Annotated in this window: 20 protein-coding genes and 1 pseudogene; 8 read left to right on the top strand and 13 right to left on the bottom strand. The window is 40.5% G+C overall.

Annotation, left to right across the window (positions count from 1 at the left end):
- Window positions 1-360: 360 nt before the first annotated feature.
- On the top strand, window positions 361-510 hold the full coding sequence (locus VB733_RS22850) for a hypothetical protein (RefSeq protein ID WP_323342352.1): 150 nt from the start codon (window positions 361-363) through the stop codon (window positions 508-510).
- Between the two features lie 120 nt (window positions 511-630).
- On the opposite strand, the gene VB733_RS22855 is transcribed toward VB733_RS22850, so the two are convergent.
- A complete protein-coding gene (locus VB733_RS22855) occupies window positions 631-1,242 on the bottom strand; it encodes a hypothetical protein (RefSeq protein WP_323342353.1) in 612 nt (203 codons plus the stop codon).
- A gap of 871 nt (window positions 1,243-2,113) precedes the next feature.
- On the opposite strand from VB733_RS22855, the gene VB733_RS22860 reads away from it, so the two are divergent.
- Window positions 2,114-2,515, top strand: a complete 402-nt coding sequence (locus VB733_RS22860) for a hypothetical protein (RefSeq protein ID WP_323342354.1) — start codon at window positions 2,114-2,116, stop codon at window positions 2,513-2,515.
- An 88-nt stretch (window positions 2,516-2,603) separates the two neighbouring features.
- Here VB733_RS22860 and VB733_RS22865 read toward each other — a convergent pair whose 3' ends face one another.
- Window positions 2,604-3,320 (bottom strand): SEC59/DGK1/VTE5 family protein, encoded by a 717-nt coding sequence (locus VB733_RS22865; protein ID WP_323342355.1) that lies wholly within the window; start codon window positions 3,318-3,320, stop codon window positions 2,604-2,606.
- A 61-nt stretch (window positions 3,321-3,381) separates the two neighbouring features.
- On the opposite strand from VB733_RS22865, the gene yidD reads away from it, so the two are divergent.
- Window positions 3,382-3,639 (top strand): membrane protein insertion efficiency factor YidD, encoded by a 258-nt coding sequence (gene yidD / locus VB733_RS22870; protein WP_323342356.1) that lies wholly within the window; start codon window positions 3,382-3,384, stop codon window positions 3,637-3,639.
- A gap of 11 nt (window positions 3,640-3,650) precedes the next feature.
- Window positions 3,651-4,364, top strand: coding sequence for a M15 family metallopeptidase (locus tag VB733_RS22875; RefSeq protein ID WP_323342357.1), 714 nt, complete (start codon window positions 3,651-3,653; stop codon window positions 4,362-4,364).
- Window positions 4,365-4,537: 173 nt separating this feature from the next.
- Here VB733_RS22875 and VB733_RS22880 read toward each other — a convergent pair whose 3' ends face one another.
- From VB733_RS22880 to VB733_RS22925, 11 genes and pseudogenes are all read right to left on the bottom strand, one after another.
- Window positions 4,538-6,373 (bottom strand): WD40 repeat domain-containing serine/threonine-protein kinase, encoded by a 1,836-nt coding sequence (locus tag VB733_RS22880; protein WP_323342358.1) that lies wholly within the window; start codon window positions 6,371-6,373, stop codon window positions 4,538-4,540.
- A 309-nt stretch (window positions 6,374-6,682) separates the two neighbouring features.
- Window positions 6,683-8,809: a flotillin family protein gene (locus VB733_RS22885; RefSeq protein WP_323342359.1), complete on the bottom strand. Its 2,127-nt coding sequence runs from the start codon at window positions 8,807-8,809 to the stop codon at window positions 6,683-6,685.
- A 298-nt stretch (window positions 8,810-9,107) separates the two neighbouring features.
- Complete coding sequence (opcA, locus tag VB733_RS22890; protein WP_323342360.1) at window positions 9,108-10,472, bottom strand: glucose-6-phosphate dehydrogenase assembly protein OpcA; 1,365 nt, start codon at window positions 10,470-10,472, stop codon at window positions 9,108-9,110.
- Between the two features lie 301 nt (window positions 10,473-10,773).
- The gene (zwf, locus tag VB733_RS22895) at window positions 10,774-12,303 is read right to left on the bottom strand and encodes a glucose-6-phosphate dehydrogenase (protein WP_323342361.1); all 1,530 of its coding nucleotides are present in this window, start codon (window positions 12,301-12,303) and stop codon (window positions 10,774-10,776) included.
- A gap of 139 nt (window positions 12,304-12,442) precedes the next feature.
- Window positions 12,443-12,614, bottom strand: a pseudogene (locus VB733_RS22900) (transaldolase); the annotation flags it as partial.
- Window positions 12,580-12,723 carry a hypothetical protein gene (locus VB733_RS27525; protein ID WP_416336345.1) on the bottom strand — a complete coding sequence of 48 codons (144 nt, stop codon included), beginning with the start codon at window positions 12,721-12,723 and terminating at the stop codon, window positions 12,580-12,582. The gene VB733_RS27525 and the pseudogene VB733_RS22900, both read right to left, overlap by 35 nt.
- Before the next feature lie 106 nt (window positions 12,724-12,829).
- Window positions 12,830-13,882 carry a class 1 fructose-bisphosphatase gene (gene fbp / locus VB733_RS22905; RefSeq protein ID WP_323342362.1) on the bottom strand — a complete coding sequence of 351 codons (1,053 nt, stop codon included), beginning with the start codon at window positions 13,880-13,882 and terminating at the stop codon, window positions 12,830-12,832.
- 351 nt (window positions 13,883-14,233) lie between these two features.
- Complete coding sequence (locus VB733_RS22910; RefSeq protein ID WP_096612327.1) at window positions 14,234-14,524, bottom strand: RNA recognition motif domain-containing protein; 291 nt, start codon at window positions 14,522-14,524, stop codon at window positions 14,234-14,236.
- A gap of 277 nt (window positions 14,525-14,801) precedes the next feature.
- Window positions 14,802-14,966, bottom strand: a complete 165-nt coding sequence (locus VB733_RS22915) for a hypothetical protein (RefSeq protein WP_323342363.1) — start codon at window positions 14,964-14,966, stop codon at window positions 14,802-14,804.
- 30 nt (window positions 14,967-14,996) lie between these two features.
- Window positions 14,997-15,413, bottom strand: a complete 417-nt coding sequence (locus tag VB733_RS22920; protein WP_323342385.1) for a hypothetical protein — start codon at window positions 15,411-15,413, stop codon at window positions 14,997-14,999.
- A 533-nt stretch (window positions 15,414-15,946) separates the two neighbouring features.
- The gene (locus VB733_RS22925; RefSeq protein ID WP_323342364.1) at window positions 15,947-17,584 is read right to left on the bottom strand and encodes a CTP synthase; all 1,638 of its coding nucleotides are present in this window, start codon (window positions 17,582-17,584) and stop codon (window positions 15,947-15,949) included.
- A gap of 87 nt (window positions 17,585-17,671) precedes the next feature.
- Between VB733_RS22925 and VB733_RS22930 the strand changes: the two genes are divergently transcribed.
- From VB733_RS22930 to VB733_RS22945, 4 genes are all read left to right on the top strand, one after another.
- A complete protein-coding gene (locus VB733_RS22930) occupies window positions 17,672-19,459 on the top strand; it encodes an N-acetylmuramoyl-L-alanine amidase (protein WP_323342365.1) in 1,788 nt (595 codons plus the stop codon).
- 568 nt (window positions 19,460-20,027) lie between these two features.
- Window positions 20,028-22,196, top strand: a complete 2,169-nt coding sequence (locus tag VB733_RS22935) for a lectin-like protein (protein WP_323342366.1) — start codon at window positions 20,028-20,030, stop codon at window positions 22,194-22,196.
- 1,162 nt (window positions 22,197-23,358) lie between these two features.
- Window positions 23,359-24,225 carry a WecB/TagA/CpsF family glycosyltransferase gene (locus tag VB733_RS22940; RefSeq protein WP_323342367.1) on the top strand — a complete coding sequence of 289 codons (867 nt, stop codon included), beginning with the start codon at window positions 23,359-23,361 and terminating at the stop codon, window positions 24,223-24,225.
- Window positions 24,226-24,366: 141 nt separating this feature from the next.
- Complete coding sequence (locus VB733_RS22945; RefSeq protein WP_323342368.1) at window positions 24,367-26,559, top strand: GumC family protein; 2,193 nt, start codon at window positions 24,367-24,369, stop codon at window positions 26,557-26,559.
- The last annotated feature ends 47 nt before the right edge of the window (window positions 26,560-26,606 follow it).

The following is a 26,606-nucleotide window of genomic DNA, read 5'->3' on the forward strand; positions in this document are numbered from 1 at the left end:
TTTTCAAGTCAGAGGGCAGAAGGCAGGAGGGAAGAGGTTTTCAATTCAGTTTACTTTTCGTTACATACTACTCTGCGAGAAGCCGCTCCGCGTCTACGGTTTACTTGCACCGTTCTACTTAGATTGGCTATTGATTATGATGATTGAAGTTAGTTTATTTGCCTAATTCTTTTGATTTTACAAAAATAAATATTAGCGAAGTGAATGTAGTTTTATATATTAAAAAATAAGATAATAGTTAAACTAATATTTCAGCAAGTTGAAATATATTGCAAAAATAAGCAAGAGAAAATATCAGATTTAAATTATTAGATATCACCATGCAAGTGGTAGGACAAGAATAATAAGGGGTATGATGTTATGTCAGTTTCCAAGATTTTAGCTACAATTACCCAGTTTCTTACAGAAGCTGCGATGGAAATTTTCGCTCCTGACCATGATTCGTATCCAAATATTGGCGTACAACCATTTACAGGAGAACCTTATAAGGGAAATGCAGATAATTGGTAAATGATAGGTACATAATTATAAATATTCCCGGTAAATATCTCATTTCTTTATCGTGTGTGAAAGATGATATCCTCAGCTTCCAAAATAAATCGGGGATATCATTTTTTTGCTTTTTGCAAACTACAAATGATCCCATTCAAATTCTGCCAGGAGCAATAAGCAAGACACCATTAATGCACCTGTAGCTAGAAATTGCCATCCACTAAAATAGGGTAATAGGAAAATAGCGATCGCATGTAAAATCCCTGTGCCAATAATAGTACGCGATCGCACTCCGAAACCAGTGCATAAATAGCCGAATGCACTCAAACCTAACCATAATGGACAAAGGTTTAACAGGACTTCTCCCCAACTAAAGAGAATGCCTAAGTTAGTGACAATTACTCCTATCAGCATTAAGAAAGCCCAACAGTAAAGCACCCATTCAACTTGCCGCCGCTTTACCCAATAGCTAGTCCAACTCATCATTATCCCAGTTCCCAGACAACTTAAAACAGACCATAATGCCGCTTGTAAACTCCAACTAATAGGCAAGAATTGCGCTGTCACAAACATGGGAATTAATAACAAACTCCACAAAATAAATGCTTGGTCAATACGAGTATAAAAAGTTGAATAAAGCTTGATTTGTCCAATTTGCCAGTTAACTTGCCAAAGCCCCTCCAAATCATGAATATCTAAAGTTGACCGTTTACGTCGTAACGGAGGTACAGAATCGTTAAAAAAACTCATATTATTTAGTTTATGGCTGTATTTTTAATTAAAATTTAACTTTGCTGGCTTACAAGGCTTAAAAGTAAGTAGATTCTCTTATATATCTTGTTTTAGTAATGTCTCACAATTAATCTATCTATAGCAGCGAACATAGTTATTTTATATTCTGTCTATGGTGGTAGATTCTGTGACTCCTTTTACAAAATATGCTCCGAATAAATTCACCTAATTTTCCAGTCTTTAGTTCAAAGAGTAGATAGAATCGGCTATGGGTTGCTCTGTTATTTAATATTTCGCTTCATATTTATCAAAATTTTTTGTCGAAGTTTGTTAAACAATCCGTACAATTCCGGATGTGAGATTTTGCGGAGTATTTATTTTGGAATCATTACAAAGAAAACGTTTCTATTCATCACAACAATTAAAAATTGTTGTTGAAAATTCATACTTATTCGAGTTTCTTTTTTGAAGAAGAACTCGTTTGTCAGAATTAAGAATCATCCCACTAGTCGAAAAGTAGGCTGATTTGATACTAGTGTAAGCTATTTTGAAGCTTATGTTAATTTTTGTAAAAATAAATAAAAAATAAAATTCTGGATGAATTGAGAGATGCGATCGCGAGTAACTATATTCAAAGTCAGGTTTATGATAATCATATTGTATAGATTCCAGCTTCTCTGCAAGCAAAAGCGAGAATCTAGTACAAAGTAAAGGGTTTGAAAAATTGCAGAAGTTATAGAAGTTCAGAATAGTCAAACAGCAAACAAATCTGAGCTTCAAGTAGAAACTTCTTGTGGAGAATGATTCTTTGAAATTCGCTGGTGGTGGCAAATCATCAGTGAAAATTTGCATCACCTTCCCAGCCAAGAATTAAATTAGGAGTAAAATAATGTTTTGGAAATTAGCAGTTAGTGCCTTAGTATTACCAGTATACTTGGGATTTGGTGCAGTCGAAGCACAAGGTGCGATCGTATCTCAAAAACTAGAAGCATCAGAAAAAGTGGAAGTATTAGAAAACACTAATGCAGTCCAAGAAGCTCAATACATCACCAGAAACTATAACAATTGCAACTATCGTAATAGAAATAATTCTGGTGGCTATTATCGCCGCAGCAATAACTACTATCGCCCTAGCAACAACTACCGTCCTCAATACCGTAACAACTCCTACAACCGTGGACACAATAACGGGTATTACGGTAACAGCTATAACCGTAGCAATGGATATAACAACAATCGCAACAACCATCACAACAACGGCTACCAGGGAGGTGGTGGATATAACTACTAATGTTGGAGAAAGTTAAGGAGAGAGCAGGAGAAGGGGAAGACGCATAGAGAAAGGAATCATCATCTTCTTTTCGCTGCTTCCTATTCCTTTATTTCCCCAAAACTTGATTCAACAAAAAAGCTAGAGCCGCACTTCCTAGAGGAACCGTCAGATTATCAACTCCTAAGAAAGAGAATATCTCCAAACCAGTAGCAGCAACTGCTATCACCATTGACACAACCCAGGTTTGCCAGATATTTCCTTGGACGCTACATAAAATTGAACTACTAATAACATAGCTGACGAGGGTCATCGCAAGTGAACCCTCCCAGCTTTTTTGTCCACCAAAAATTTTATATTTATGTTTACCAAAACGTTGTCCAATTAGGGCAGCGAGTCCATCACCCCAAGCCATAATTAAAATACCTAATGCGGCATAATATGGTTGGTTTAAGTACCAAAAAAAACCGACTAAAATGCCAATACTGAGTGAATAGAAAAACGTTCCCAAGCTTTTGCGTCCAACACTATTAATACCGGGCAAAATCGGAAAACGGTAAGATAGCAAAGTCACAGCACTTGCTAAAATTGAAGCTACAATCCCCAGAATTGCCGGGATATCGAGTAGCCATGCCAGTAAAATCACATTACCCGTGCCTATGTGAACAATCTTCCGCACAATTTCTGATTTTTTGACAGAATCGTGATTGACTGAACGGTTTGCTATCCAAGCGGCAGAAATAACTAAACCAAGCCAAACTGCAACACTGCTGATTTGCAGCCACAGGGGATAATCGGAATCAAGACTAGTAAATATACTTATCAAAGAAGTAGTTATATCTCTAAATTTCCTAACAATTACTAATTTATAAGATTGGGTGACAAGAATGAAGCAACCACTGATTTTGTTAATTAAGGGATACCGAATATTTATTTCCCCATTATTTCCGCCAACATGTCGTTTTCAACCCACCTGTTCGATGTATGCTATCCAAGCCATAGAAAGATTTGGCGCAATCAAAGGCAGTTGGTTGGCTGTGTTACGTATTCTTCGCTGTCATCCCTTCCATCCTGGAGGTTATGATCCCATACCGGAAGTTACGGGGACAAAGTCTTGTTCCTGTTGTCAGGAAAAGGAAGATTAGAGAGGAAAAAAATGTCAAAAAGACCTTATCATCATGTCCCCATCATTGAATCACAAGAAGCACTTATAGAAATTCCCCTCGAAAAATTTGCAGTTGAAACACCTCATCCTTATGAGAAACTCGGCGCACCTTATGGGAAGCATTCACCTTATTTTTTACGTGAAGGGGTTGTGAATAGATTAATTACAGCACAGGATTATTTACAACAAAAGTATGCTGACTGGTATATTCAAATATTTGATGCTTATCGTCCTGTGGAAGTGCAGCAATTCATGGTGGATTACAGCTTTCAGCAAGCGCTAGCAGCAAGAGGGCTGATGGAATCAGAATTATCGGAAATACAATCCAAATATATTTGGGAAGAAGTCTATAAAATTTGGGCTGCACCAAGTTTAAATATTGCCACTCCACCCCCCCATAGTACGGGTGCGGCAATCGATGTCACTTTGGTGGATAGTAATAATCAGATTGTGGATATGGGTTCACCGATTGATGAAATGTCCGATCGCTCAATGCCCAATTATTACATCAACAATTCTCATCCACAAGCATCTGTTTACCATAGGAATAGAAAATTACTGGCTGATGTCATGGAAAAAGCTGGCTTTCATCGTAATCCCCGCGAATGGTGGCATTTTTCATTTGGGGATCAAATGTGGGCTTGGCAACATAATCAATTGAATCCAGATAATTTGATGACTGCAAGATATGGAAGGTTATACTAATTCTCCGAAAGCAGGAAACTAGATGATACCAATTCGCAATTTGCAATACTCGCTGTTGTGATAAGCAAGCTATGTAATTGAAAAATCCTTACTGGAGATGTTTCATGATTGTTAGTCAAATGGTGTGACATCATGTTCGCCTAATCACTTCTAATTAAAATCTCTCCGCGTCTCTAAGTCTCCGTCTCAGTTTCCAACTCTATTTCCCAAACTTTAATTGTTTTGTCCTGACTACCACTAATAATAAGTTGATGAGGTGATAAATCGCTGTAGAAATTATAGGCGATCGCAGTTACTGAATCTTCATGACTGCAAAGATTCGTAATTTCTTCTTGATTACTAACGCGCCAAATTTTAATAGTTTTATCTTTACTACTACTAATTAAAAATTTCCCACTTTTATCAAATGTTAATCCAGTTACAGACCAAGAATGTCCTGATAGTGTGGCAATTTCTCTACCGGTTTTAATTTCCCACAATTTAATTGTATTATCATCACTACCAGTTGCCAAAATCTCTCCATTTGGACTAAATGCAACTGTTAGAACTGCCCATGTATGTCCTGATAAAATACATTCAGGATAATTCTGATTTTGTGGTTTGGTTGGGTATGGGGGTAATTTCCAAATGCAAGCTGTCCTATCGAAACTTCCACTGGCTATATATAATCCATCGGGACTAAAAGCAACGGAACTAACTTGTTGTTTATGTCCAGTTAAAGTGCAAATTTCTGTGGCTGTTTCAGCATCTTTAACATCCCAAATTTTAATTGTTTTATCCCAACTTCCACTAGCCAGATATTTATGATTGGGACTAAAAACAACTGATTTAACAGCCTTGATATGTCCAACAAGTGTAATTATTTCCTGATAATTTTGAGTTTTCCACAATTTAATTGTTTTGTCGGCGCTAGCTGATGCTAATATTTTTCCATCTGGGCTAAAGGCGAGAGATTCAATAGCTTGAGAATGCCCAGAAATAGATTGTAAAAATTTTTGGCTCTGAAAATTCCAGATATAAATATTTTTATTTTGATGACCACTAACAAGGTTATGATTATTGGGGTGAATTGCCACTGTATTTACTTCTGATATCAGGCTTGTGCTTGATGTGAGAGTATACAAATTGGCTAATTTGGGAAATTCTTGATTTGTGACTTGAGATTTTAAAGTTAATTTAGGGCTGATGGAAGCTATGCCCATGACTTCCATAACATCTTTTGCAGAATGAAAGCGCTGATTTATATCTTTATTAATTAATTTATCGAGAAGATTGGCTAATCTTTCGCTGATTTCAGTTTGTAAATAATCACGCCAAACCCATTGGTTATTTGCAGAATCAAATAAATAAAATGGGGATACATCAGTTAGCGCATAAATACAAGTTACACCTAAGCTATACAAATCACTACTAAATACCGGATAACTATCTAACTGTTCGGGAGCCAGATATTCTGGGCTACCGGAAATAATATTATTTGCATAATCATGAATGTTATCAAAAATTTGAATATTAGCAAAATCAACTAAAATAAATTTTTGCTGTAACGAATTGCGACAATCAATAATATTAGTAGGTTTAATATTGCAATGAATTAAATTCCAATTATGTAATAATTCAAGTTCAGGTAAAATATCTGTTAAAAGTTGCCAAATTTGTACTTCATTTAATTTACCATTGACTGATAAAGATTGATTTAAATTCTTACCTTCAACATATTCAAAAATTAAGTAAATATAATCATCTTTGTAATGATAACTAAACAACTTAGGAGATAATGAATATGTCTCTAGTCGCTGCAATAAATTGATTTTTTCATCTATATTTTGATTTTGACAAAACTGCGATCGCCTGAATATTTTTTGAACCACACAAGCTGAAAAAGGATAATCTCGTTCATCAACAGCAATAAATGTTTGGGTAAATTCACTATTTCCGATTAACTTAATTAAGCGATAAGCAGGCTCCAAAAACATGGGAAAAACTACTTTAGAATTGATTATTTGCATATTTAATAATTGAGATTGTTCTTGGATTTTCAGGGAATTTATCAAAAGCAGAACTCAGAAGCGAGAATAATCTACCCATAGCAAAATACAGAATACTCAAGCCTGATTCTGATTCCTAAATTCTATTGAGGGTAAATCGCACTTGATACTCTAATATTCTCCTGCAAAATAAAAATTAATTGTAAAATCTTAGAAAAAATTGACATCGAAAAGTAGAGTTTTGTTAAATTTAAGTACAAAATTACAAATTGGCAAATGCTAAAAAAAATAGAGACGCGACACCTCGCGTCTCCACAGAATAGCAAAAAATTATTTCTCTATTGGCAACTCAATATTTAAAGATGTATTACCGTTTTGTTTTGGTGCAGTGACAGGAACCCTTGGATATATGGGTTTTGTCATCTCATTTTGCTTGGTACTGGTTTGATTCCATAAAATCATCGATAGCAACCCGTCAACCAAACCATTAGCATTGCCACCACTAGCACCACCGACTAAGATATCAGGTATCAGACGTACATTGCGATCGCCGACAATTTGCATCATCTGCATTGCAGTGTAACCGTTTTCTCCCAAAGCTTGTACACCTGCACGGTAGGTTTCTGCTTTCGCATTACCCATGGCGCGGATACCCTCAGCTTCCCCAATCGCTTTTAACTTAATTGCCTCCGCTTCACCCGTCGCTTCTTGAATGCGAGAATTGGACTTCAACTCAGCAATTTTGACACCTTGTTCTGAATGTACCAACTCCTGTTGAATTTCAGCCAAAGCAGTTTCCCGCACCAATTGCTGACGCTGGGTTTGTGCCATTTGCTGTACTTCGTAGGTTTTTTTCTGTTCTTCCGCAATTTTCCGTTCAGTCAAGGTATACATTAACTCCGGTGGGGGAGTAATTAAACCAATCAACGAATCTACAGCCTGTACATCATAGGCACGCAATGCAGATTTAACATATTCCGACGCTTCCACTTGGCGATCGCTTCTAGCACTCAAAAAGTCTAAAATAGTATATTCCTGTGCTGAGTTGCGGAAATAGTTACCGACAATAGGACGCAAAACTTGATCTATCACATTTTGCATCGAACCTAAACGGGAAATCACCTTGGGCGCATCCAACGCACCAATATGGATAATTTGAAATATTTCTAAATCAAAGGTAAAACCATCAAATGATAGTAACCTCAAAGCCTCAAGCTTGCTATCATAACCATGTTGACCATTAATGCGGTTAGTAAAATTTAAGACAATATTTGTCGTCGGGACTAATTCAACCTTCATCACCTCCGTATTGAGCGGGTGCTTACCTGGGAACAACGGCTCCACCCACACACCCTTATGCCCCTGATTCACCAAACTACCATGGGTAAAAGATGCCCCACTGACATCTTCCTGCTCTTTACCCACAAAGGAAATTACCACACCTACATAACCAATGGGGATTTCCGTCATTGGCACTTGTTTAACCTTTACCAACCAAGGGTTTAGGTTCCAAGAACCAGATAACAACACTTGTTCTTGTAAACCCCGTTGTCCCCCAGCATCGAGAAATTTTTGACCATTTTGGAAATTGTCATGTCCCCCAGTTTTACGTCCTGCAATTTCACCAGGGGCTATGGGAGAACCATCCAAAGTCGTAATAATGCCAACCTTATCCGCCGCAATTTGATGTACCTGCAACTGTTCATGAGTCATCCCGTGCTGACTCGCATTAGCTGCTGTAATTACCTTAAACAAAGCTGTGTTGATACGGTAAGTACCTGCGGTGAGAAAACCAATTTGTCGTCCCTTCTCTCCACCGTGCGTCAAAAATTTCCGTGCATCTTGGAAATTATCGCAATCAACAATCTTACCCAAAATCCGCTCTGGAGGAATTGAAGCACCATCCGCAGCGACAATTAAGGCAATTTCACCTTGAGGAACCATCACCACAGATTCTTTTTTGACAGCAAACTGCCAAGGAAAATAACCCCAGTGCCAACCAGGAGCAAGGGTATCTGCTTGGAGTCCAGCTTCTCCGTTGAGAGCAATTAACCTACTGGCGGGTAAACCCTTACCAGACAAAGCAAACTTTTTAACAACAATTCCAACTTCCCGTTCACCAATTACCACCAACCCACCAAAAAATAGGGGAACGAAAATAACCAAACCACCGACTATAACAATGGGAATAATCCCCCAAGGTTGCATTTGTGCGGCGATATGGCTAGGTAATTGGGCAACAAGGGGTTTCGCAACATTTGAGTGTGTTTGCAAAACTTGAGCGGAACTTGTTAGCTGAGTATAGTTAGTTTTGATGGGACTAGCATTCGCCGACTGCACATTACCAGCTACTGCCAAACTCGCTAAAACCGATGCTGCTAAAGTTAAAATTTTATTTGATAAGTTAGACGACTTCTGAGACTTGCGACGATTTAAAGGAACCTTGAAAGCTTCCATAGATTTTGCCTCTCCAGGCAATGATTTTTTAAGCCTAATCTAACCCATGACTTCATCCCCTCCCGGAAGGATTTCTGAAAATTCCGGGAATTTAATTTTTTCTACAGATTTCTAGATGTTTCTATTTCCTTTACCACAATGCCGCAATACGCTTCGGTTAAGGCTCGAATAGCTGTAAAGTTGGCATTGTTTCTAAAAATGGAAAAATGAAATAGTCCCGTCATTTCGACGAGACTGTTAATCAAAACATCAAGAAATTCATAATTGAATACAATTCAGCAGAAGTAATTAATTGCTTCTAACTCTTAGCCAACTTCAAAATTTGTGCCGTCAAAGCCAGGCTTTCTTCCAAGAGTGCCTCATGTCCCCAGCGCTGTACTTGCTGACTCAACAAAGCTTCTGCTCGTTGTTCCGAAAGGGAGCTCACTTGCTGGAACAAACCAGTAGATTGTGCCCCACCTTGGGTTTCCATCCGCATACAACCACCAGTTTCCGAACAAATGAGTGTGCCACAGTTAGCTTGGGGATTAGTTGAACTCAAGCGCAAAGCAACTAAATCGCCGGGAATTTCGCCCACATCACCAATGGGAACCCCTACAATCTCAGCCTCAATTTGACGTTGATCTTGGGCAACTAATCTAATTTTGGTAATTTCATAATCACCTTTTTCATGTTGGTAGGCAACAGGCTTCCATTGCAAACGACTTGCTAGCCAACCGAAAAATAATAGACCTTGGACTGGATTACCTTTTTCGTAATCAATATTAACGCGATCGATTTCGCCCAAAGCAGCCCGTCGTTGTGGTGCATCGTAAGCCTCAGCAGCTAACTCCTGCCATCCCGCCAACCTCCGCCAGTTCAAATCCGCCAGAGGAATGCCATTTTCGACTAATTCCTGCAAGCAGAGCAAATCTTTTTCCGGCTCGTTAAAGTTACAAGAATCTACAATTACATTGTTGCAAACAGCCGCCAAACGCTTGAATAATCCATTGTTGGGATCGGGTGTTGCTTTCCACCATAAAAATTTCGGTAAACCACCAATCAACAACGCTGGGATCATTCCCGCAATCCGTTCCAGCGCCTCGGCAGTGCCAGTAAGGGTAATGTATTCGCAGCAAACCAATGCACTAGCAGATTGTTTTTGGATGGGACAATATGCCGCAACCTGGGCTTTGACACCTTCATCATCCCCGGCGACTGGTGACAGTGTCACAATGCGGCAAGGGTTGCGTAGCGCAATTTCGTCAGCAATCCGAGGGTTTTTGGAATCATAGGTAGAAGATGTCGCATCAGAAATTTTGCCTGAAGCCCTACCTTTGGCAATTTCTCCCCGTAACACAGCAATAGTATCGGGGTTTGGAGTGCCTGTTTCGGGTATACCATAAGCTTTTTGTGCCTCACGCAAAGCCGCCTCCATTTGTGGTCCCAAAATCCCATCAATCGGACCGTGATAAAACCCTAATGCTGCCAAAAGTTGCTGTGTTTGTTCGGGTTCGTAAACAACCAAAGTAAAAGTAGCAGCACGGGTAGCTGCGGGCAAAGTACCATCATCACCGGTGATACCGTAACTTTGCCAAATTTGACCAAGTTCTGCTTCGATTTCCGTCATCGAAACATCTTTGGGAGCTTGAAGTGAATAAACTGTAGGTGCTTGGGAAACCATAACTTTATTTGAATATTAAAACAGTACTGTAGGTGTTAGAAGATTTGCGAAAAAGAAATTACCAATATTGTTGTTAGCGTATCGGACAAGATGTCCCGGAGTTTTCCGTGAAGAATATCTCCCCGGAAACTCCTCTCCGCACTACAAAAATTTTCGGTACATTATTTCCTAGAAATCTCCTTAGCCTTCTCGCAGAATGCATTGAGTCTTGAGTGCTGAGTTTTGAATTTTGAGTATAACTAGCCCTATTTTTATAGTTAGCACTCATTCCTTTTTCCTCAGCACTTTCTCCTCAGTACCTTTAAAGTCTGCGCCAACGACGACCATCGCGATTGAGTAATAACTCTGCTTCTATTGGTTCCCACGTGCCAGCTTCATAGGTGGGAACTAAGGCTGGGTCAGAAGGAGCATCCCATACACTCAAAGCGGGTGTAACCACCTGCCATGCAGCTTCTACTTCGTCCCCACGTGTAAATAGAGTTTGGTCGCCCATCATGCAATCTAAGAACAGGCGATCGTATGCTTCGGAGGTAGCTTCAATACCAAACGAACCGTAACTAAAATCCATATCTACGGAACGAGTGCGGAAATCAGCACCAGGCATTTTCACTTCAAACCGGAGCGAAATCCCTTCATTGGGTTGAATCCGCATTGCCAAAACATTGGCATTTACCTGTTGTGCAGCAGATTGGAAAATGCGTGAAGGCACTTCGCGGAAATGAATCGATATCTCGCTGACTTTTTTCGGCATCCGCTTACCTGTCCGTAGATAAAAAGGAACACCTTGCCAACGCCAGTTATCGATGACAAATTTCATCGCCACAAAAGTAGGGGTTGTCGAGTCTGGTTTAACTCCAGGTTCTTCTCTATACCCAGGTACTTGCTTGCCTTTCATCCAACCAGCACTGTATTGACCACGAATAGCAGATAACTCCAAGTTATTTACATCCGCCAGTCGAGTTGCTTGTAGCACTTTCACTTTTTCGGTACGGATACTCTCTGCGTCCATTGCATTGGGTGCTTCCATTGCGGTCATGCAGTAAAGTTGCATGAGGTGGTTTTGCAGCATATCTCGCAGTGCGCCGGAAGATTCGTAGTAACCTGCACGGTCTTCAACACCAACGGTTTCAGCTACAGTTATTTGTACGTGGTCTACAAAACGACGGTTCCAGAGAGGTTCAAAAATGGCATTAGCAAAACGAAATACCAAGAGGTTCTGGACAGTATCTTTACCTAAGTAGTGGTCGATACGATAGACTTGGTTTTCTTTGCAGTATTTCTGGACGACAAGGTTAAGGCTTTTTGCCGACGCTAAGTCTCGACCAAAGGGTTTTTCAATGACTAGACGATGCTTGTAGGGGTCTTCAAGCATTTTCGCTGTCCCCAGTTGTTTAATAGCTTCGGGGAAAAGATTTGGTGACAGCGAGAGGTAGAACATGCGGTTGCCCCGTGTTCCCCGTTTTTTGTCGAGTTCGGTTAAAAGTTTGTTAAGTTTTTGGTAATCTTCGGGGTTATCGGTATTACCAGAACAGTAGAACAAACCTTGAGAAAAGTCTTGCCAGAGTTCCTCTGGGTGTACGCCTCCGTGAGCTTCTTCCATTCCTTTCCGCATTTGTTCACGGAAATATTCGTGCGTCCATTCGCGACGAGCAACACCGACTATAGTTGTTTCGGGTGGAATGCGCCGTTCTTTGCGAAGTTTATACAGCGATGGCACGAGTTTGCGCCAAGTCAAGTCTCCGGAGGCTCCGAAGATAATGATGATTTGGGGTTCGGGCATCCCTTGTTGTTGCAGACCAACCCGCAAAGGATTTTCTAGCAGACTGACCATAACTTTCAGATTGGAGATTTTAGATTTTAGATTTGTTGAATGGTTAACGATTGTTAATGAGTGGTTATTAGTTATTGGTCAAAACTTGCTACTACTAACAATTACCCATTAACTATTACCTCATTCCCATTAACCACTTCTACACAGGCGACAATAGCTTAACTTTGTTTTCTAAAGAGTTCATCAGTGACTCAAAGGGCTTGATGAACTTAATCAATGCCGTCGGACAGGAGTTCGTCTACAACGGTGTTGATGTTAATCTTTTTATCCAGGTCTTTAAGGTTTTCGATTAGTTGGTAGGTTTCGTGAATACAGCCTAAGCACAATTAACGTAAACTTTATGCTGTTAACAATAATCCCTTTCGATATTAGCTGCTTAACTGCGGGCAGCCTAGATTCTGTACCAGGAATCTTAATCATTAGGTTTTCAATTGCGAATACACATGTTGTAGCTATCTGAAGTCAGGAGGATGTTAATTTTTCAGGATTTGTTATGGAGACGCAATATATTGCGCCTCTAGATTGTTTAATGTCCGTTTTGAATAAACGACTCTACTTTTGCCACATCCTGCGTGCTACCAATAATCAAAGGAGTACGCTGGTGTAATTTTTTTGCCACCACGTCTAGGATTTCTATATTTCCCGTAGTTGCACGACCACCAGCTTGTTCGATTACAAAGGCTAAAGGAGCAGTTTCATAAAGCAAACGCAATTTTCCTTCAGGGTTCTGTAGGGTGCCAGGATAAAGGAACACGCCACCTTGTAGTAATACTCGATGAATATCGCTTACCATTGCACCACTATAGCGGGCAATATATCCTTCTGTCCGATGGACATAGCGAATGTACTCGCGTATCGATTCGTCCCACTGCCAGAAATTACCTTCGTTGACACTGTAAACCGAACCGTGGTTAGGAATTTTGATATTTTCTTCCGTGAGGATAAATTCTCCCAAACTGGGGTCGAGTGTAAACGAATGAACTCCTCTACCGATAGTGTAGACAAGCATGGTGCTGGGTCCGTAGAGGATGTATCCAGCCGCAATTTGGTTGCGTCCGGGTGCAAATAGGTCGCTGGCGGTGCCATCGACATCATCCCCTTCCTGTTTACGAATCGAAAAAATTGACCCCAGACTCAAGTTTGTATCTGTATTTGACGAACCGTCTATAGGGTCATAAAGCAAAGTATATCGACCAATTGGACAATTTTCGGGAATGTAGTAGGGTTTTTCCATCTCCTCAGAAGCCAGGCGACATACCAAGCCGCTTTGCTTAAATACCGAGATAAACACGTCGTTGGCATAGACATCCATTTTTTTGACGGATTCGCCTTGGACGTTAACTTCCCCCGTAAATCCCAACACACCTTCCATCAACCCTGCACGGCTGAGACGACGGGCAACTAATTTACCAGCAAGCCCGATCCGATTCATCAAGGCGCTTAAATCTTGGGCTTCTGGGGAAAAACTTTGTAACTGTTGGAGGACGTGTCTTGATAATGTGGTGCAATCACGGTCTAAGGCGTGGTCTGTAACATTATCATTAATTGACAAATCCAATGATTCTGAAGCTTGAGCCATGTTTCAAGTCCTCGCGGTTCTACTGGTAGTTTTTTTGAGTTGATTTTGGCAATACTTAGGGAAATGGGAAAGGATTCAAAATAAACTACTGCTTCTATCTTAGAAACCTATTCTCAAAACTGAAGTGTGATTTTAGAGAAAATAAAGAAATTAATCTGTAATAATGGATAGTCGCAATTAATGATTTATACCCCATTAGCAAATACCCTAAAAGCAACTAGCCGCGACATTCAAGAATATCACGACTGTTGTCTGGTGTATATATGATTACATCTAATCCTTTTGTTCCTGTTCACCAGTGTGACCAATGGCTTGCATAACAGGAAAACAATTTGCTATCATGATGTTCCGTTATTCATAGGCTTCTTGTTTATTGTAAACACCTCGTCGGTTATTATTTTCTCGTGGTTTTGCTTTGTTGACTCTTAATTGTCGCCCCATCCATTCAGCTCCATCTAGTTCGGTAATAGCTGCATCTTCTTGAGCATCTTCATCCATATCAACGAAGGCAAAGCCACGCATCCGACCTGTTTCTCGGTCAGTAGGTAGTACGACTCGTTTAACCTCGCCGTAGTCTGCAAATACTGCTCTTAAGTCTGCTTCAGTAGCGCGGTAAGAGAGATTTCCAACGTAAATAGTCATGTGGATCGCATTAAGTTTGAACGAAAAGCATTGAGTTCAACTGCAATGATTGAAAATAACAGATAGCTGGTTAAATTGAGCCATGTGTTACTTAAAAATCACCAGTTAGCTGATGTTGTTTACGAGGGTAACAAATAAGTATTTACAAATCAATATCTGTAACATCGTTAACAGCACAACCAATAGTTGAGATGAACATTTACATACGCTCATAATAATAGCCGATCGCGCCGTTTTTCAAAGTATGAGATTTTACAAAGGTTGAAAAGTCCCGCTATCAAAGATTCCCTGTTTTCGAGGTGACTGGAATGGGGATGAAATTTTTGAACAAGATAAAATCATCCTCCAGGTCGAGGTTAATTTGGCGATCGCTTGCTAAGGATGAGATGAGAACATCCAAGACATAATATTTGGGGATAGAACCATCTCGGTTGTCGCTCATTTGACTTAACGGAAGCAAAACCTGGAAATATCAAATATTGAAACCTGTAGTTTTTTCGATGTACTCTACAACTTTTTGATAGGATTCTGGATTACTTGTAGGGTTAATAATTATTGGTATGGTGCTGTCGGGTAGCCAAAAAGTGATTCTGCCATTAGGTTCACGACAAAATGAACTAATACAGGTAAGGTTAATAATATATTCGTTTCGTTCATAAAAAATTTTTACCCAGTAAGTATTATCACGCAAATTTGTCACTTTTGCGGTGTACTCGATAATTTTTTGATAGTCTTTTGGGTTACTTTGGGGATTAATCACAATCGGGATGGCATTATCCGGCAACCAAAATGTTACTCTACTATTCGGCTCGCGGCAAAAAGATGAAACACGCTCAAAATTAACGATGTATTCTTTCCTGTCATAAATGATTTTCTCCCAGTAAGCCACAGTTTCTCCTTCCAACCCCAATTTAGTCATAACTCAGTAACAAGTTTGTAGCAAACCGCGCGATTTTGAGGATAATAATAGCCTTGATTTTACGTAAATCGCAAAAATAAATAACCTCAGTTATGTATTACGCCTTTTGGTAGAGTGATATTATTCCAAGACTCGTTAAATGGGTGGATATCAGCCTTGGATTTCATCACTCCCAGGGGGCGTAAATGTATAGAGTTAATGCGGGTTAGTTATCTAGTGGTTCTTTAAGCTAAATTTGACAGGCGGAAGTGGAGAATTTTACAGGGGTAAAATTACTGCAAGCTAGTACAGTACAGCGTAAATAAGGCAACTATTAATTTGAAGGAAAAAGCTTATATCTCAAGATTTTGAGCCTTCTGCCTCCTGCCTTCTTACTTCTGCCTTCTTATACTAGGGGGCTTTGCCATTACCTGCGGGAAGCAAGCTACGTCATTGCCGCACCTTATATCCCTAAGTTAATTAGCATTTTCACCTTTTCTCCTGGAACCGAGCAGTATGACTATTTATCCTACTTCGGCTGGAGTTTGGAAATTGGTTGTAGGATGGGAACGTCCAATAGCGGCTTCGAGGAATCCTGTAAACAAAGGATGGGGTTTGCTGGGACTGGATTGAAATTCGGGATGGAATTGACAAGCCACAAAGAAGGGATGGTGAGGATATTCAATTATTTCTACTAAGCGCCCATCGGGGGAAGTACCACTAATTACATACCCAGACTCTAACAAGAGATTGCGGTAAGCATTGTTAAATTCGTAGCGATGACGGTGACGTTCGTAGACAACTTCCTCTTGATAATGCTTAAAGGCGATTGTGTTTGGTAACATTTTACATGCGTACAATCCCAGGCGCATTGTCCCACCTAAGTCCACGACATCATGTTGTTCTGGCAATAAGTGAATCACGGGATTGAGGGAATGGCTGTCAAATTCAGAACTATTTGCGTCCGGTAATCCCGCCACATTCCGTGCCCATTCGATCGCAGCACACTGCATTCCCAAGCATAATCCTAAAAAGGGTATTTGATGTTCGCGGGCATATTTAATCGCCGCTATTTTACCATCGACACCTCGTGTGCCAAAACCACCGGGTACGACAATACCATCAACCCCTTCGAGATAATTTGCGACTGATTCGGTTTCGAGTTTCTCAGAATTTACCCAGCGCAGGCGCAATTCTCCATAGGTAGTTATAGCGGCATGGCGAACTGCTTCCACAACGGATAAATAAGCATCGCTAAGGCGAACATACTTACCAACGATCGCAATTTCAACCTGATATTTGGGGCTGTACAACCTTTCCACTAAGGTTTGCCATTGCCGCAAGTCGGGTTGACGTTGTTCCATTTGTAAGTGTTCTAATGTTTGCTGTGCTAATCCTTCCCGCTCTAAAACTAAGGGGACTTCATAAATACTATTAGCATCCTGTGATGTAATTACGCATTCAACAGGCACATCGCAAAATTCCGAAAGCTTCTCTTTAATTCCTGGAGGTAGTGGGCGATCGCATCGACAAACTAAAATATCAGGTTGAATGCCAATAGAACGCAATTCCTTAACCGAATGCTGAGTTGGCTTAGTTTTCATTTCACCAGCCGAAGCAATCCAGGGTGCTAACGTTACATGCATGTAGAGGACATTTTGCCGCCCAACTTCCTTGCGAAACTGACGAATAGCTTCTAAAAATGGTAGCGATTCAATATCTCCTACTGTGCCGCCAATCTCAGTAATTACGACATCAGGATTAGTATCTTGAGCAACTCTCTTAATCCTTTCTTTGATTTCATTAGTAATATGGGGAATCACCTGTACAGTACCCCCATTGTAGTCACCGCGACGCTCGCGATTGATCACAGATTGGTAAACTGCACCAGTTGTGACGCTATTTAGTCGAGACATGGGGGTATCAGTAAAGCGTTCGTAGTGTCCCAAATCTAAATCAGTTTCGGCACCATCTTTGGTAACAAATACTTCACCATGTTGAAAGGGACTCATTGTACCCGGATCAACGTTAATATATGGATCGAGCTTGAGAATCGAAACTGAATAATCACGGGATTTGAGCAACCGCCCCAAACTTGCTGCTACGATTCCTTTACCGATGCTAGATACGACCCCACCAGTCACAAATACAAACTTAGTCATACGAATCTTTAAGTTGTAACAATTTCTAACTGAAGACACCCCGACATTGTGCCACAGTAAATGTTGTGCTTATTCATTTTCAGTGGCATGAAACCCTTATTAGGATTAATACTGTTAGGCTCGATATTGACTCCTTCCGTTGTTTTAGCTCAAAAACAAACTCTTAAAGTTGTTTATCCTTCCAGCAAACATACAACAAGTGCCGATAGGATATTTTTCATTGGAACTGCACCACCAACCGGACAAGTTTCGATTAATGGTAAACCAATTATTCGTAGTCAGTCTGGTCATTTTGCCCCAAGTATGCCTTTGCAGCTAGGGACTAATAACTTTACTATTCGTTACGAAAATCAAGAATTGTTAATTCAAGTGACGCGAAACTCCTTACAACCAGAAAATCCTCCGGGATTGGCTTTTGTCAAGGATTCCCTCATCCCCTCGGTAGATATGGCTCGAATGCCAGGTGAGCCAATTTGTTTTAGCGCGATCGCAGCTGCCAATGCTAGTGTTGCTGTAAAACTGGGTAAAGATGCGATCGCTCTTGCTCCGCAACCAATTTCTGCCTTGCTGCCAGACAATAAAGCTGCACTAACAGGACTAAATCAACCGTTATCCCAAAATCAAGTTACCCGAAATAAAATTAGCAATTACGCAGGTTGTACAACTGTACAAACTCCTGGTGACTTAGGGCAACCCCAATTTCAACTAACACTGAATGGCAAAACCGTCACGCAAGCAGGTACGGGTAAGGTACAAATACTTGCTCCCTCGCAATTAGAAGTTGTCGAAGTGAATGTTGATGCTGGAGTCGCCCGTACAGGTTCAAGTACAGACCATTCTCGACTTACGCCACTACCAAAAGGTACCAGGACAGCAATTACAGGAAGGGATGGCGACTGGTTACGCTTAGATTACGGCGGTTGGATCAATAGTAAGGAGACTCGCACCATACCAGGTGCAATAGCTCCCCGTTCAATCATTCGTAGCATTGGCTATCGCCAATCCCAAGACAAAGTAGAGGTCATTTTCCCCTTACAAGTACCCGTACCCGTCACTGTTCAACAAGGAAATCAAAGTTTGCTCCTGACGCTGCATAATACCACCGCTCAAACCGACACTTTCCGCACCGACAACAACCCAATAATTTCTCGTCTGGATTGGCAGCAGCTTAACCCTAACCAAGTGCAGTACATCTTCAATTTGAAACACAACCAGCAGTGGGGGTATAAACTCCGCTATGAAGGCACAAGTTTGGTTTTGACGTTACGCTATCCACCGGAACTTCCTCGCCAAAAACAAAAGCCATTGTCTGGTATAAAAATTTTACTTGACCCAGGACATGGGGGTAAAGAATCCGGCGCTTCGGGACCAAATGGAACCTTAGAAAAGGACGTTAACCTTACCGTTTCCAAATTATTACGGGAGGAACTAAGCAAGCGCGGTGCCACTGTGGTGATGTCGCGGGAAGAGGACAAAGATTTATCCCTAGCAGATCGACAAAAACTAATTGATAACGAAGAACCTGCAATTGCTCTGTCAGTACATTATAATGCTCTCCCTGACGATGGTGATGCTGAAAATACCCAAGGGATAGGCATGTTTTGGTACAATCCCCAAGCACACAATCTCGCTACACATTTACATAACTACATAGTTGCAAAACTTAAGCGCCCATCCTATGGCATATTTTGGAATAACCTCGCATTAACCCGTCCCACAAGTGCGCCATCGGTATTAATGGAACTGGGTTTTATGAGCAACCCCAATGAGTTTGAATGGGTGACAAACCCCAAAGAACAGAAAAAACTAGCAAATGCGATCGCGGATGGAATTGTGGCGTGGTTCCAGCAAAATCAGCGATCGCATGGAAAGTAATCAAAAATCACACAAGCATTTATTAGTAATTTTAAATCCTCAGTAGAATAACTTTGCATAAGTAAATATGCTTGTAAATTATGCTTTGAGCTATGTATCAGCGCGATGTACTAGCCGGGATTAGCCTGACACATTTCACTTTGTTTTTTAATGGCAAATATGCAATAATCCCCTGTTTAGCGATTATTTTGCTCAAATATCCTGATTTTTGTAACTTTTTGGCATACTTTAACTGTAACTTTCGCGACATTTTTTCAGCCATAATTGCTACACTGTGTTGAGATTGTGATTAAATGTAATAGTTGTCATTTTTTTGGGCACAATAAGTAACTATTTGACGACTTGAAAGCTTTTAGTACATAATCGGCTGTAGTAAATTATACTGGCTTGACGTGACAGAGTATTTTTAACGTGTCTTGCAAAAGCCGTGTCTGAAAAGTATTTGATTTTAGTGAATTTCAGGGGCTTCTATGACGTTTTTTAGCTGGATGTGGGTTCTGCAAGACAAGCCCCAATATTGACACTGGCTAAAAACAAAAGTATTTAAATCAATTGTGAGGATTCAACTGTGCTGGATAGTAGAACCGAGAGAGCCGAGAGACAGCTAGAGATAAGAAATAGCCAAACATTAGGATTGGAAACAAATAACACTGTCAATATATTTGACGCACCGTTCTCAGCTTCTGCTTCATCAGCCCCTTTAGCTGCGGCTGTTGGTGGCGACCAAACACTACTGGCGATCGCTAATAGTAAAAATTACTCAAGTGCGCCTATCGTTGTCGATTCCAATATAACTCTTGGTGGTACTGGCAATTTAGATGGAGCCAGAGTATTAGTTGGTGGGTTTGTTTCGGCTAAGGATGATTTAGGGATTTCTGGACAAACAGGAAATTCTGGTGCGATCACAGGAACCAGTATCAACTGGAATTACAACGACACCACCGGAGTTCTATCTTTAGATGGAAGCGATACTGTTGCTAATTACCAAGCAGCACTACGTTCTGTCACATATACCAATGTTAATAGTAGCGACCCTGGAGATGCCCGGACAATTACCTTCTCCTTAGGGAAGTTGCTGTCGAACCCTGCCAACGGTAACTTTTACGAGTTTAAAGAATCAGTAGGAATTTCTTGGACTGATGCTAATACAGCAGCAAGCGATACCAACAATAAATACTTTGGCAGACGAGGCTACTTAACAACCATCACCAGTCAAGCAGAACAGGACTTCATCCAACAGCGAGTAGTTGGCAATGGTTGGATTGGTGCTAGCGATTTAGAAACTGAGGGTGTATGGAAATGGGTGACAGGTCCAGAAAATGGAACTACATTCTGGAACGGAGCAGAGAATGGCAGTGTTGCCCCTGGTCAATATGCTAACTGGAATTCAGGTGAACCAAATGATGGTGCTGGTGTTGAAGATTACGCCCATATTATTGCTAACGCAAATGCAGGCACTATTGGAAAATGGAATGATCTTCCTGACAGTGGGACAACTGGTAATTTTCAACCCCAGGGTTACATTGTTGAGTACGGTGGTTTAGCAGGAGACATCGCCCTACCAATTTCAGGTAACGTTACCATTAACTTTGGCGGTACTAGCCTGAATAACCCAAATACCACCCCCGACTTCAACAATGATGGTAATCCTGAACTCCTCTGGCGTAACTACAGAACATCAGGTGGTGACTCTGGCAAAAATGCTGTGTGGTTCCTCGATTACAACGCTAGTGGTGGTGCTAACCTATTCACACTCGACGCTACCAAAACAAAATTCATCACCGCAGTTGCTGCTGACTGGAAAGTTGAGGGGCTATTTGATGTCAATCAAGATGGTATTACCGATATCTTCTGGCGCAATAAGACGACTGGGGAAAACGCAGTTTGGGTAATGAAGAATGACGGTAGCGGTATTGATGTTGATACAACTAAGAGCGGTTTCTTGACAACTGTCCCCGATACTGATTGGGAATTGGAAGGTGTTGCTGACTTAGATAAAGATGGCAATGCGAATCTTCTCTGGCGCAACTACCGTACTGGTGAAAATGCGATTTGGGAAGTTGTTTATAATGACAATTCTACTATTCCCGCAGCCAGCACTCCCACAGAACGCTTTACTCTCAATAGTGCAGAAACCAAGTCCATTACACCAGTGGCGGATACCAATTGGACTATTGAAGGTTGGTATGACATGAATGGAGATGGGACACAAGATATTATTTGGCGCAACTATCAAACTGGTGAAAATGCGATTTGGAAGTTGAATACTGCGACGGCAACTGCTGCTACCAATCCCTACTTTGATCCAGCAACAGATGGTTACTCCATTACTACAGTTGCGGATACCAATTGGGAAATTGAAGATGTCATCGACTTTAATAACGATGGTGTTGGCGATATTCTCTGGCGCAACTACCGTACTGGTGAAAACGCGATTTGGGGAATGACTTCTGGAGGCAACTTAGATGCTGCCAAGACTGATTTCATTACTTCAGTCCCCGATACATTCTGGGAAATGGAAGGTGTTGCTGACTATACCCAAGATGGGATACCAGATATCGTTTGGCGCTATTACGGCACTGGTGCAGATCAAGGTAAAAATGCAATTTGGGGTATGCAGCTTACAGGTGGTAAAGTTGCGATCGACACAGCCAAAACAGCATTTATTACTTCTGTCACCGATTTAGCCTGGGAAGTTGAAGGTCCTAGCCCAAATAATGACTTTGTCGATGAGTAATTCCTCAGCAAGATAATTATTCGTTGAATTGATACTGAATGTATAGATACAGGCATGGTCAAAATTGTACTTGATCATGCTTGTATTGTTTGCACATTGAACATAATTGAACAGTACCTAACTGTTTTCAGGCGATTTGCTGCAATTCAACACCCACAAGTAATTTCTGGCGGAAATCAGCGAATCTTATTACTTAATCAATTTAAAATTTCCATCAAGTAGTAATTTACATTACTTCATTCACACATTTGAAAATAACAAAAATTATTCTCATTTTTTCTCTCTTATGTACTTATTGCTACTATATTCAACCGGACAATAACGCAAACTTTATAAAATCTTTATGAAAAATTATCTTTTCTACATGTTAACTTTACAGTATCTATTTGAAATTACTTAAAATCAAAGATATATTAAGGTTGCTGGTAATCACCTGTACTTAGTGGATATTGTCAGGGGAAGTACGGTATTGATGGCGACATTTCGCGAGTTTGGCTGCTCGCCGTAGGCTTTGAATATCATGCCCCTAACTCTAACCATTTCTGTACTCTTTAGATTCTCAGGTACTGATGCAAGTACAGTAGATTAATACTGTTTGGCTAGATGCTAAATACATTTTTGTGTAACGTAATCATGCGATCGCACAAACATCTTTAGTATCCTACTCAAACTATGCTTACTAACTTGCGTCACTATCCACTATACATTGTCAAGCTCTGCTGACACTATATAAAGGGAGTCATTACCTATCCTTCGTTAGCCATTCATAATAGTTGTGGATATTTAGTTTTACGTGGTTTTTACCTCTATAATTTTGCAGTCTCAAAGGGTATAAGCCCTTGCGAATCCAGAGGTGAACATCAAGGATAAAGATTTTGAAGTGGCGATAGCGTGAAAGTTGTAGTGATTTATCTATCCATAACTAAAATTTTAGCGTGCTAAATTTTAGCTTGCTTATTATCTTGAACTATCGAAAAATCAAAGGATTGACTGATACCAATTTAGATGATATGTATATTGTCGATTTTCTCAGATAACTGAGTGGTATTTAGTTGGTTTAGGTTTTGCTGCTAATTTTCCAGCTTAAGTATTTTCCTAATTGTAAATTGGCTAATCACAGTTACATCCTTCTTGTTAAATATCGCTGGTTTTCATAGTGGTAATGAGGCAAATAAACTTACTAAATGTGGCTATCCATAGCATCACAATGTTGGAACTTCTAGAAAGTCTGCGGAGTGGTGGAGTTGTGTTTACTCCAAATGTGGATCATGTCATGAAGTTACAACGCGATCGCAAATTTTATAGTGTTTATCAAGAGGCAGACTATCGAGTTTGTGATAGTAAAATTTTGATGTATGTCTCAAATTTATTAGGAACACCAATAAAAGAGAAAATATCTGGTTCGGATTTATTTCCTGCTTTTTACCATTATTATCAGTATGACCAAAATATCAAAATATTTTTGCTCGGCTCAGAAACCCAAGTTGTCAAGCAAGCGCAAAAGAATGTGAACGCAAAAGTTGGCAGAAATATAGTTGTTGCGGCTCATTCTCCTTCCTTTGGCTTTGAAAAAAACGAACAAGAATGTCAGAAAATAGTTGAATTAATTAATCGTTCTCAAGCAACTGTTTTGGCAATTGGAGTTGGCGCACCCAAACAGGAAATCTGGATTGCTAAGTATCGCCAACAACTAAAGCATATTAAAGTATTTTTAGCTATTGGAGCCACTATAGATTTTGAGGCTGGTAATATCCAACGTTCGCCAAAATGGATGAGTGAAATTGGTTTGGAGTGGTTGTATCGGCTTGTTAATGAACCTAAACGTTTGTGGAGGCGTTACATACTGAGTGCTGTACCTTTTTTGTGGTTGATTTTACAACAGCGATTGCAATTATATCGAAATCCTTGGTCGGCAATTGAATTAAAAAATAGCGAGAAATTTGGTATTAATGATCAAAAAAAGGATAGCAGCAGTATCAATTTAGCGACTAATCACAAAAGCGTCTCAATTATCAAAAATATCAGGTAGTGGGAGTCTCTTTTTGTTTCCTTGATGATAATAGAGGTGGCATCTTGCCCCTCTACAAAATTAAGAATTTTGAGACATACCCACTCATCTTGCAATTATCTCGCCGAAATCACACAATTATTTTGTGAACAAATAAAAAGTATGGAAACTCACAGTCATCCCGACGATTTAGATTTGCAAAACTATTGGTTAGTCCTCAAACGACGTTGGCCGATCGCGTTAGGAATTTTCTTGACATCAGTTGCCCTATCTGCTTTTGCCATCTCATTACAACGAGCCACCTATGAGGCGGAAGGAAAAATACTGTTTCAAGCAAATCGAACTAATTCCCTCACAGGTGTTGATGGCAAATTTCGGGATTTGGAGAGTATTAGGCGGGAAGCAAATCCACTTTCGACTCAGGCGGTAATTTTGCAATCGCGTCCAATTTTGCAAGCTGTCATTGAAAAACTCAACTTGCGGGATGATACAGGAAAGTTGGTAGACCCGAAATCCCTGATTATTAAAGTAGAACCTGTCGCTGGCACTGACGTACTTAATGTTTCGTTCATTTCCGACAAACCCAAAGAAGCCGCAGCCATTGTCAATCAGTTGATGCGATCGTATGTCGATAACAATATCAAAAATAATCGTTCTGAAGCATTAGCGGCGCGTAAATTTATTGAAGCCCAATTACCACGTGCCAAAGGTGAATTGGATAAAACGACTGAAGATTTGAGACGTTTTAAAGAACAAAACCAGGTAATTAATTTACAGGAAGAATCGAACGAAACAGTTAAGACAATTGCTGAACTCGACAAACAATTAAACGAAGCCCAAGCACAGCTTGCGGAAGTGACTTCCCAACACCAAGAATTGCGTTCTCAAGTAAAAATTCCCAGCGAAAAAGCAGTTGATGTCGCCTCATTGAGCTTGATTCCGGGAGTACAGGAAGTTTTAGGCGAATTACAAAAGGTACAAACAAAATTAGCCACTGAAAAAAGTCGCTATAACAGCACTCACCCCTCAGTTATCAACCTCGAAGAACAGGAAAAAGCACTTGCTTCCCTACTCCAACAGCGAGTCAGTGAATCAGCTGGTGCAAATGTGGAAATTTCCCCCAATAGTCTGCAACTAGGGGGACTCAAGGAACAACTAGTAGGCGAATCCGTTCGCCTCCAAGCACAGCGCTTGGGCTTGGCAAACAAAGTCCAAACCTTGGCAAATCTGCACCAACTATACAAAAGACGTGCCAATGTTTTGCCCAATTTAGAGAAAAAGCAAGGTGACTTAGAACGACGACTAGGAGTAGCTCAAGAAAGCTACAAAAACCTGCTTACCCGTCTTCAAGAGGTTCGTGTTGCCGAAAATCAAAACGTTGGGAGTGCCCGTATTGTTCAAGAGGCTGTTGTTCCCAACCAGCCAGTTAGCTCCAAACTCACCCTGTATTTAGCCGCAGGAGGCATATTTGTTGGCTTGATGCTGGGTATTGCCGCAGCATTCCTAATTGATATTATCGATCGCTCAATCAAAACCACCAAAGAAGCCCAAAATATATTTGGTTACACCCTCCTGGGTTTAATCCCCAAATTTAGCACCAACAATGCAGCCATCGAGCAAATGTCCATCGAAGGAGCATCCCCAAGAGTGATTGTTGGTACTTTACCGCGATCGGTTATCCATGAAGCTTATCAAATGCTGGAGGCAAACCTCAACTTTATTAGTCACAAGCGAGTGCGTACACTTGTTGTCACCAGTTCGGTTGCAGGAGAAGGCAAATCTGAAGTATCGGCAAATTTAGCGGCTGTCATTGCCCAGACTGGCAAAAGGGTATTAATTATCGATGCAGATATGCGTAATCCTTCGCAACATCATCTGTGGGGAGTAATGAATTTGACAGGCTTGAGTAATGCGATCGTTGGTCAAAATCAGATTCGCCGTTGTATTCAATCGGTGACACGAAATCTATCAGTATTGACAGCCGGAGTTATTCCTCCGAATCCATTAGTTCTAATTGGTTCTGAAAGTATGAATGCCTTGATTCACAGCTTATCGGAAAGCTATGACTATATCATCTTTGATACTCCTCCCCTAGCGGGAACTGCTGATGCGGCAGTTTTAGGAAAGATGGTGGATGGTGTTTTAGTTGTAGTCCGTCCTGGTGTCGGAGATACAGCTAGTGCTTTAGCTGCTAAGTCTTTATTACTACGTTCTGAAGCAAATGTGTTGGGAATCATTGCCAATGGTGTAAATGTCAAGTATGAACCAGATAATTACTTCTATTACAACAGTAATCGAACTGAAGTTACCAGTGAGCAACTAGTAGCCCAAAATACTACAGCGAGTCGCAAGTAGTTCTGAGTTGAGATTGTCAGAGTAGAGGTAACAAAGGTAATAGAATG

Origin of the sequence: Calothrix sp. UHCC 0171, from assembly GCF_034931845.1 — a bacterium.
In the GTDB taxonomy this organism is placed as follows: domain Bacteria; phylum Cyanobacteriota; class Cyanobacteriia; order Cyanobacteriales; family Nostocaceae; genus Brunnivagina.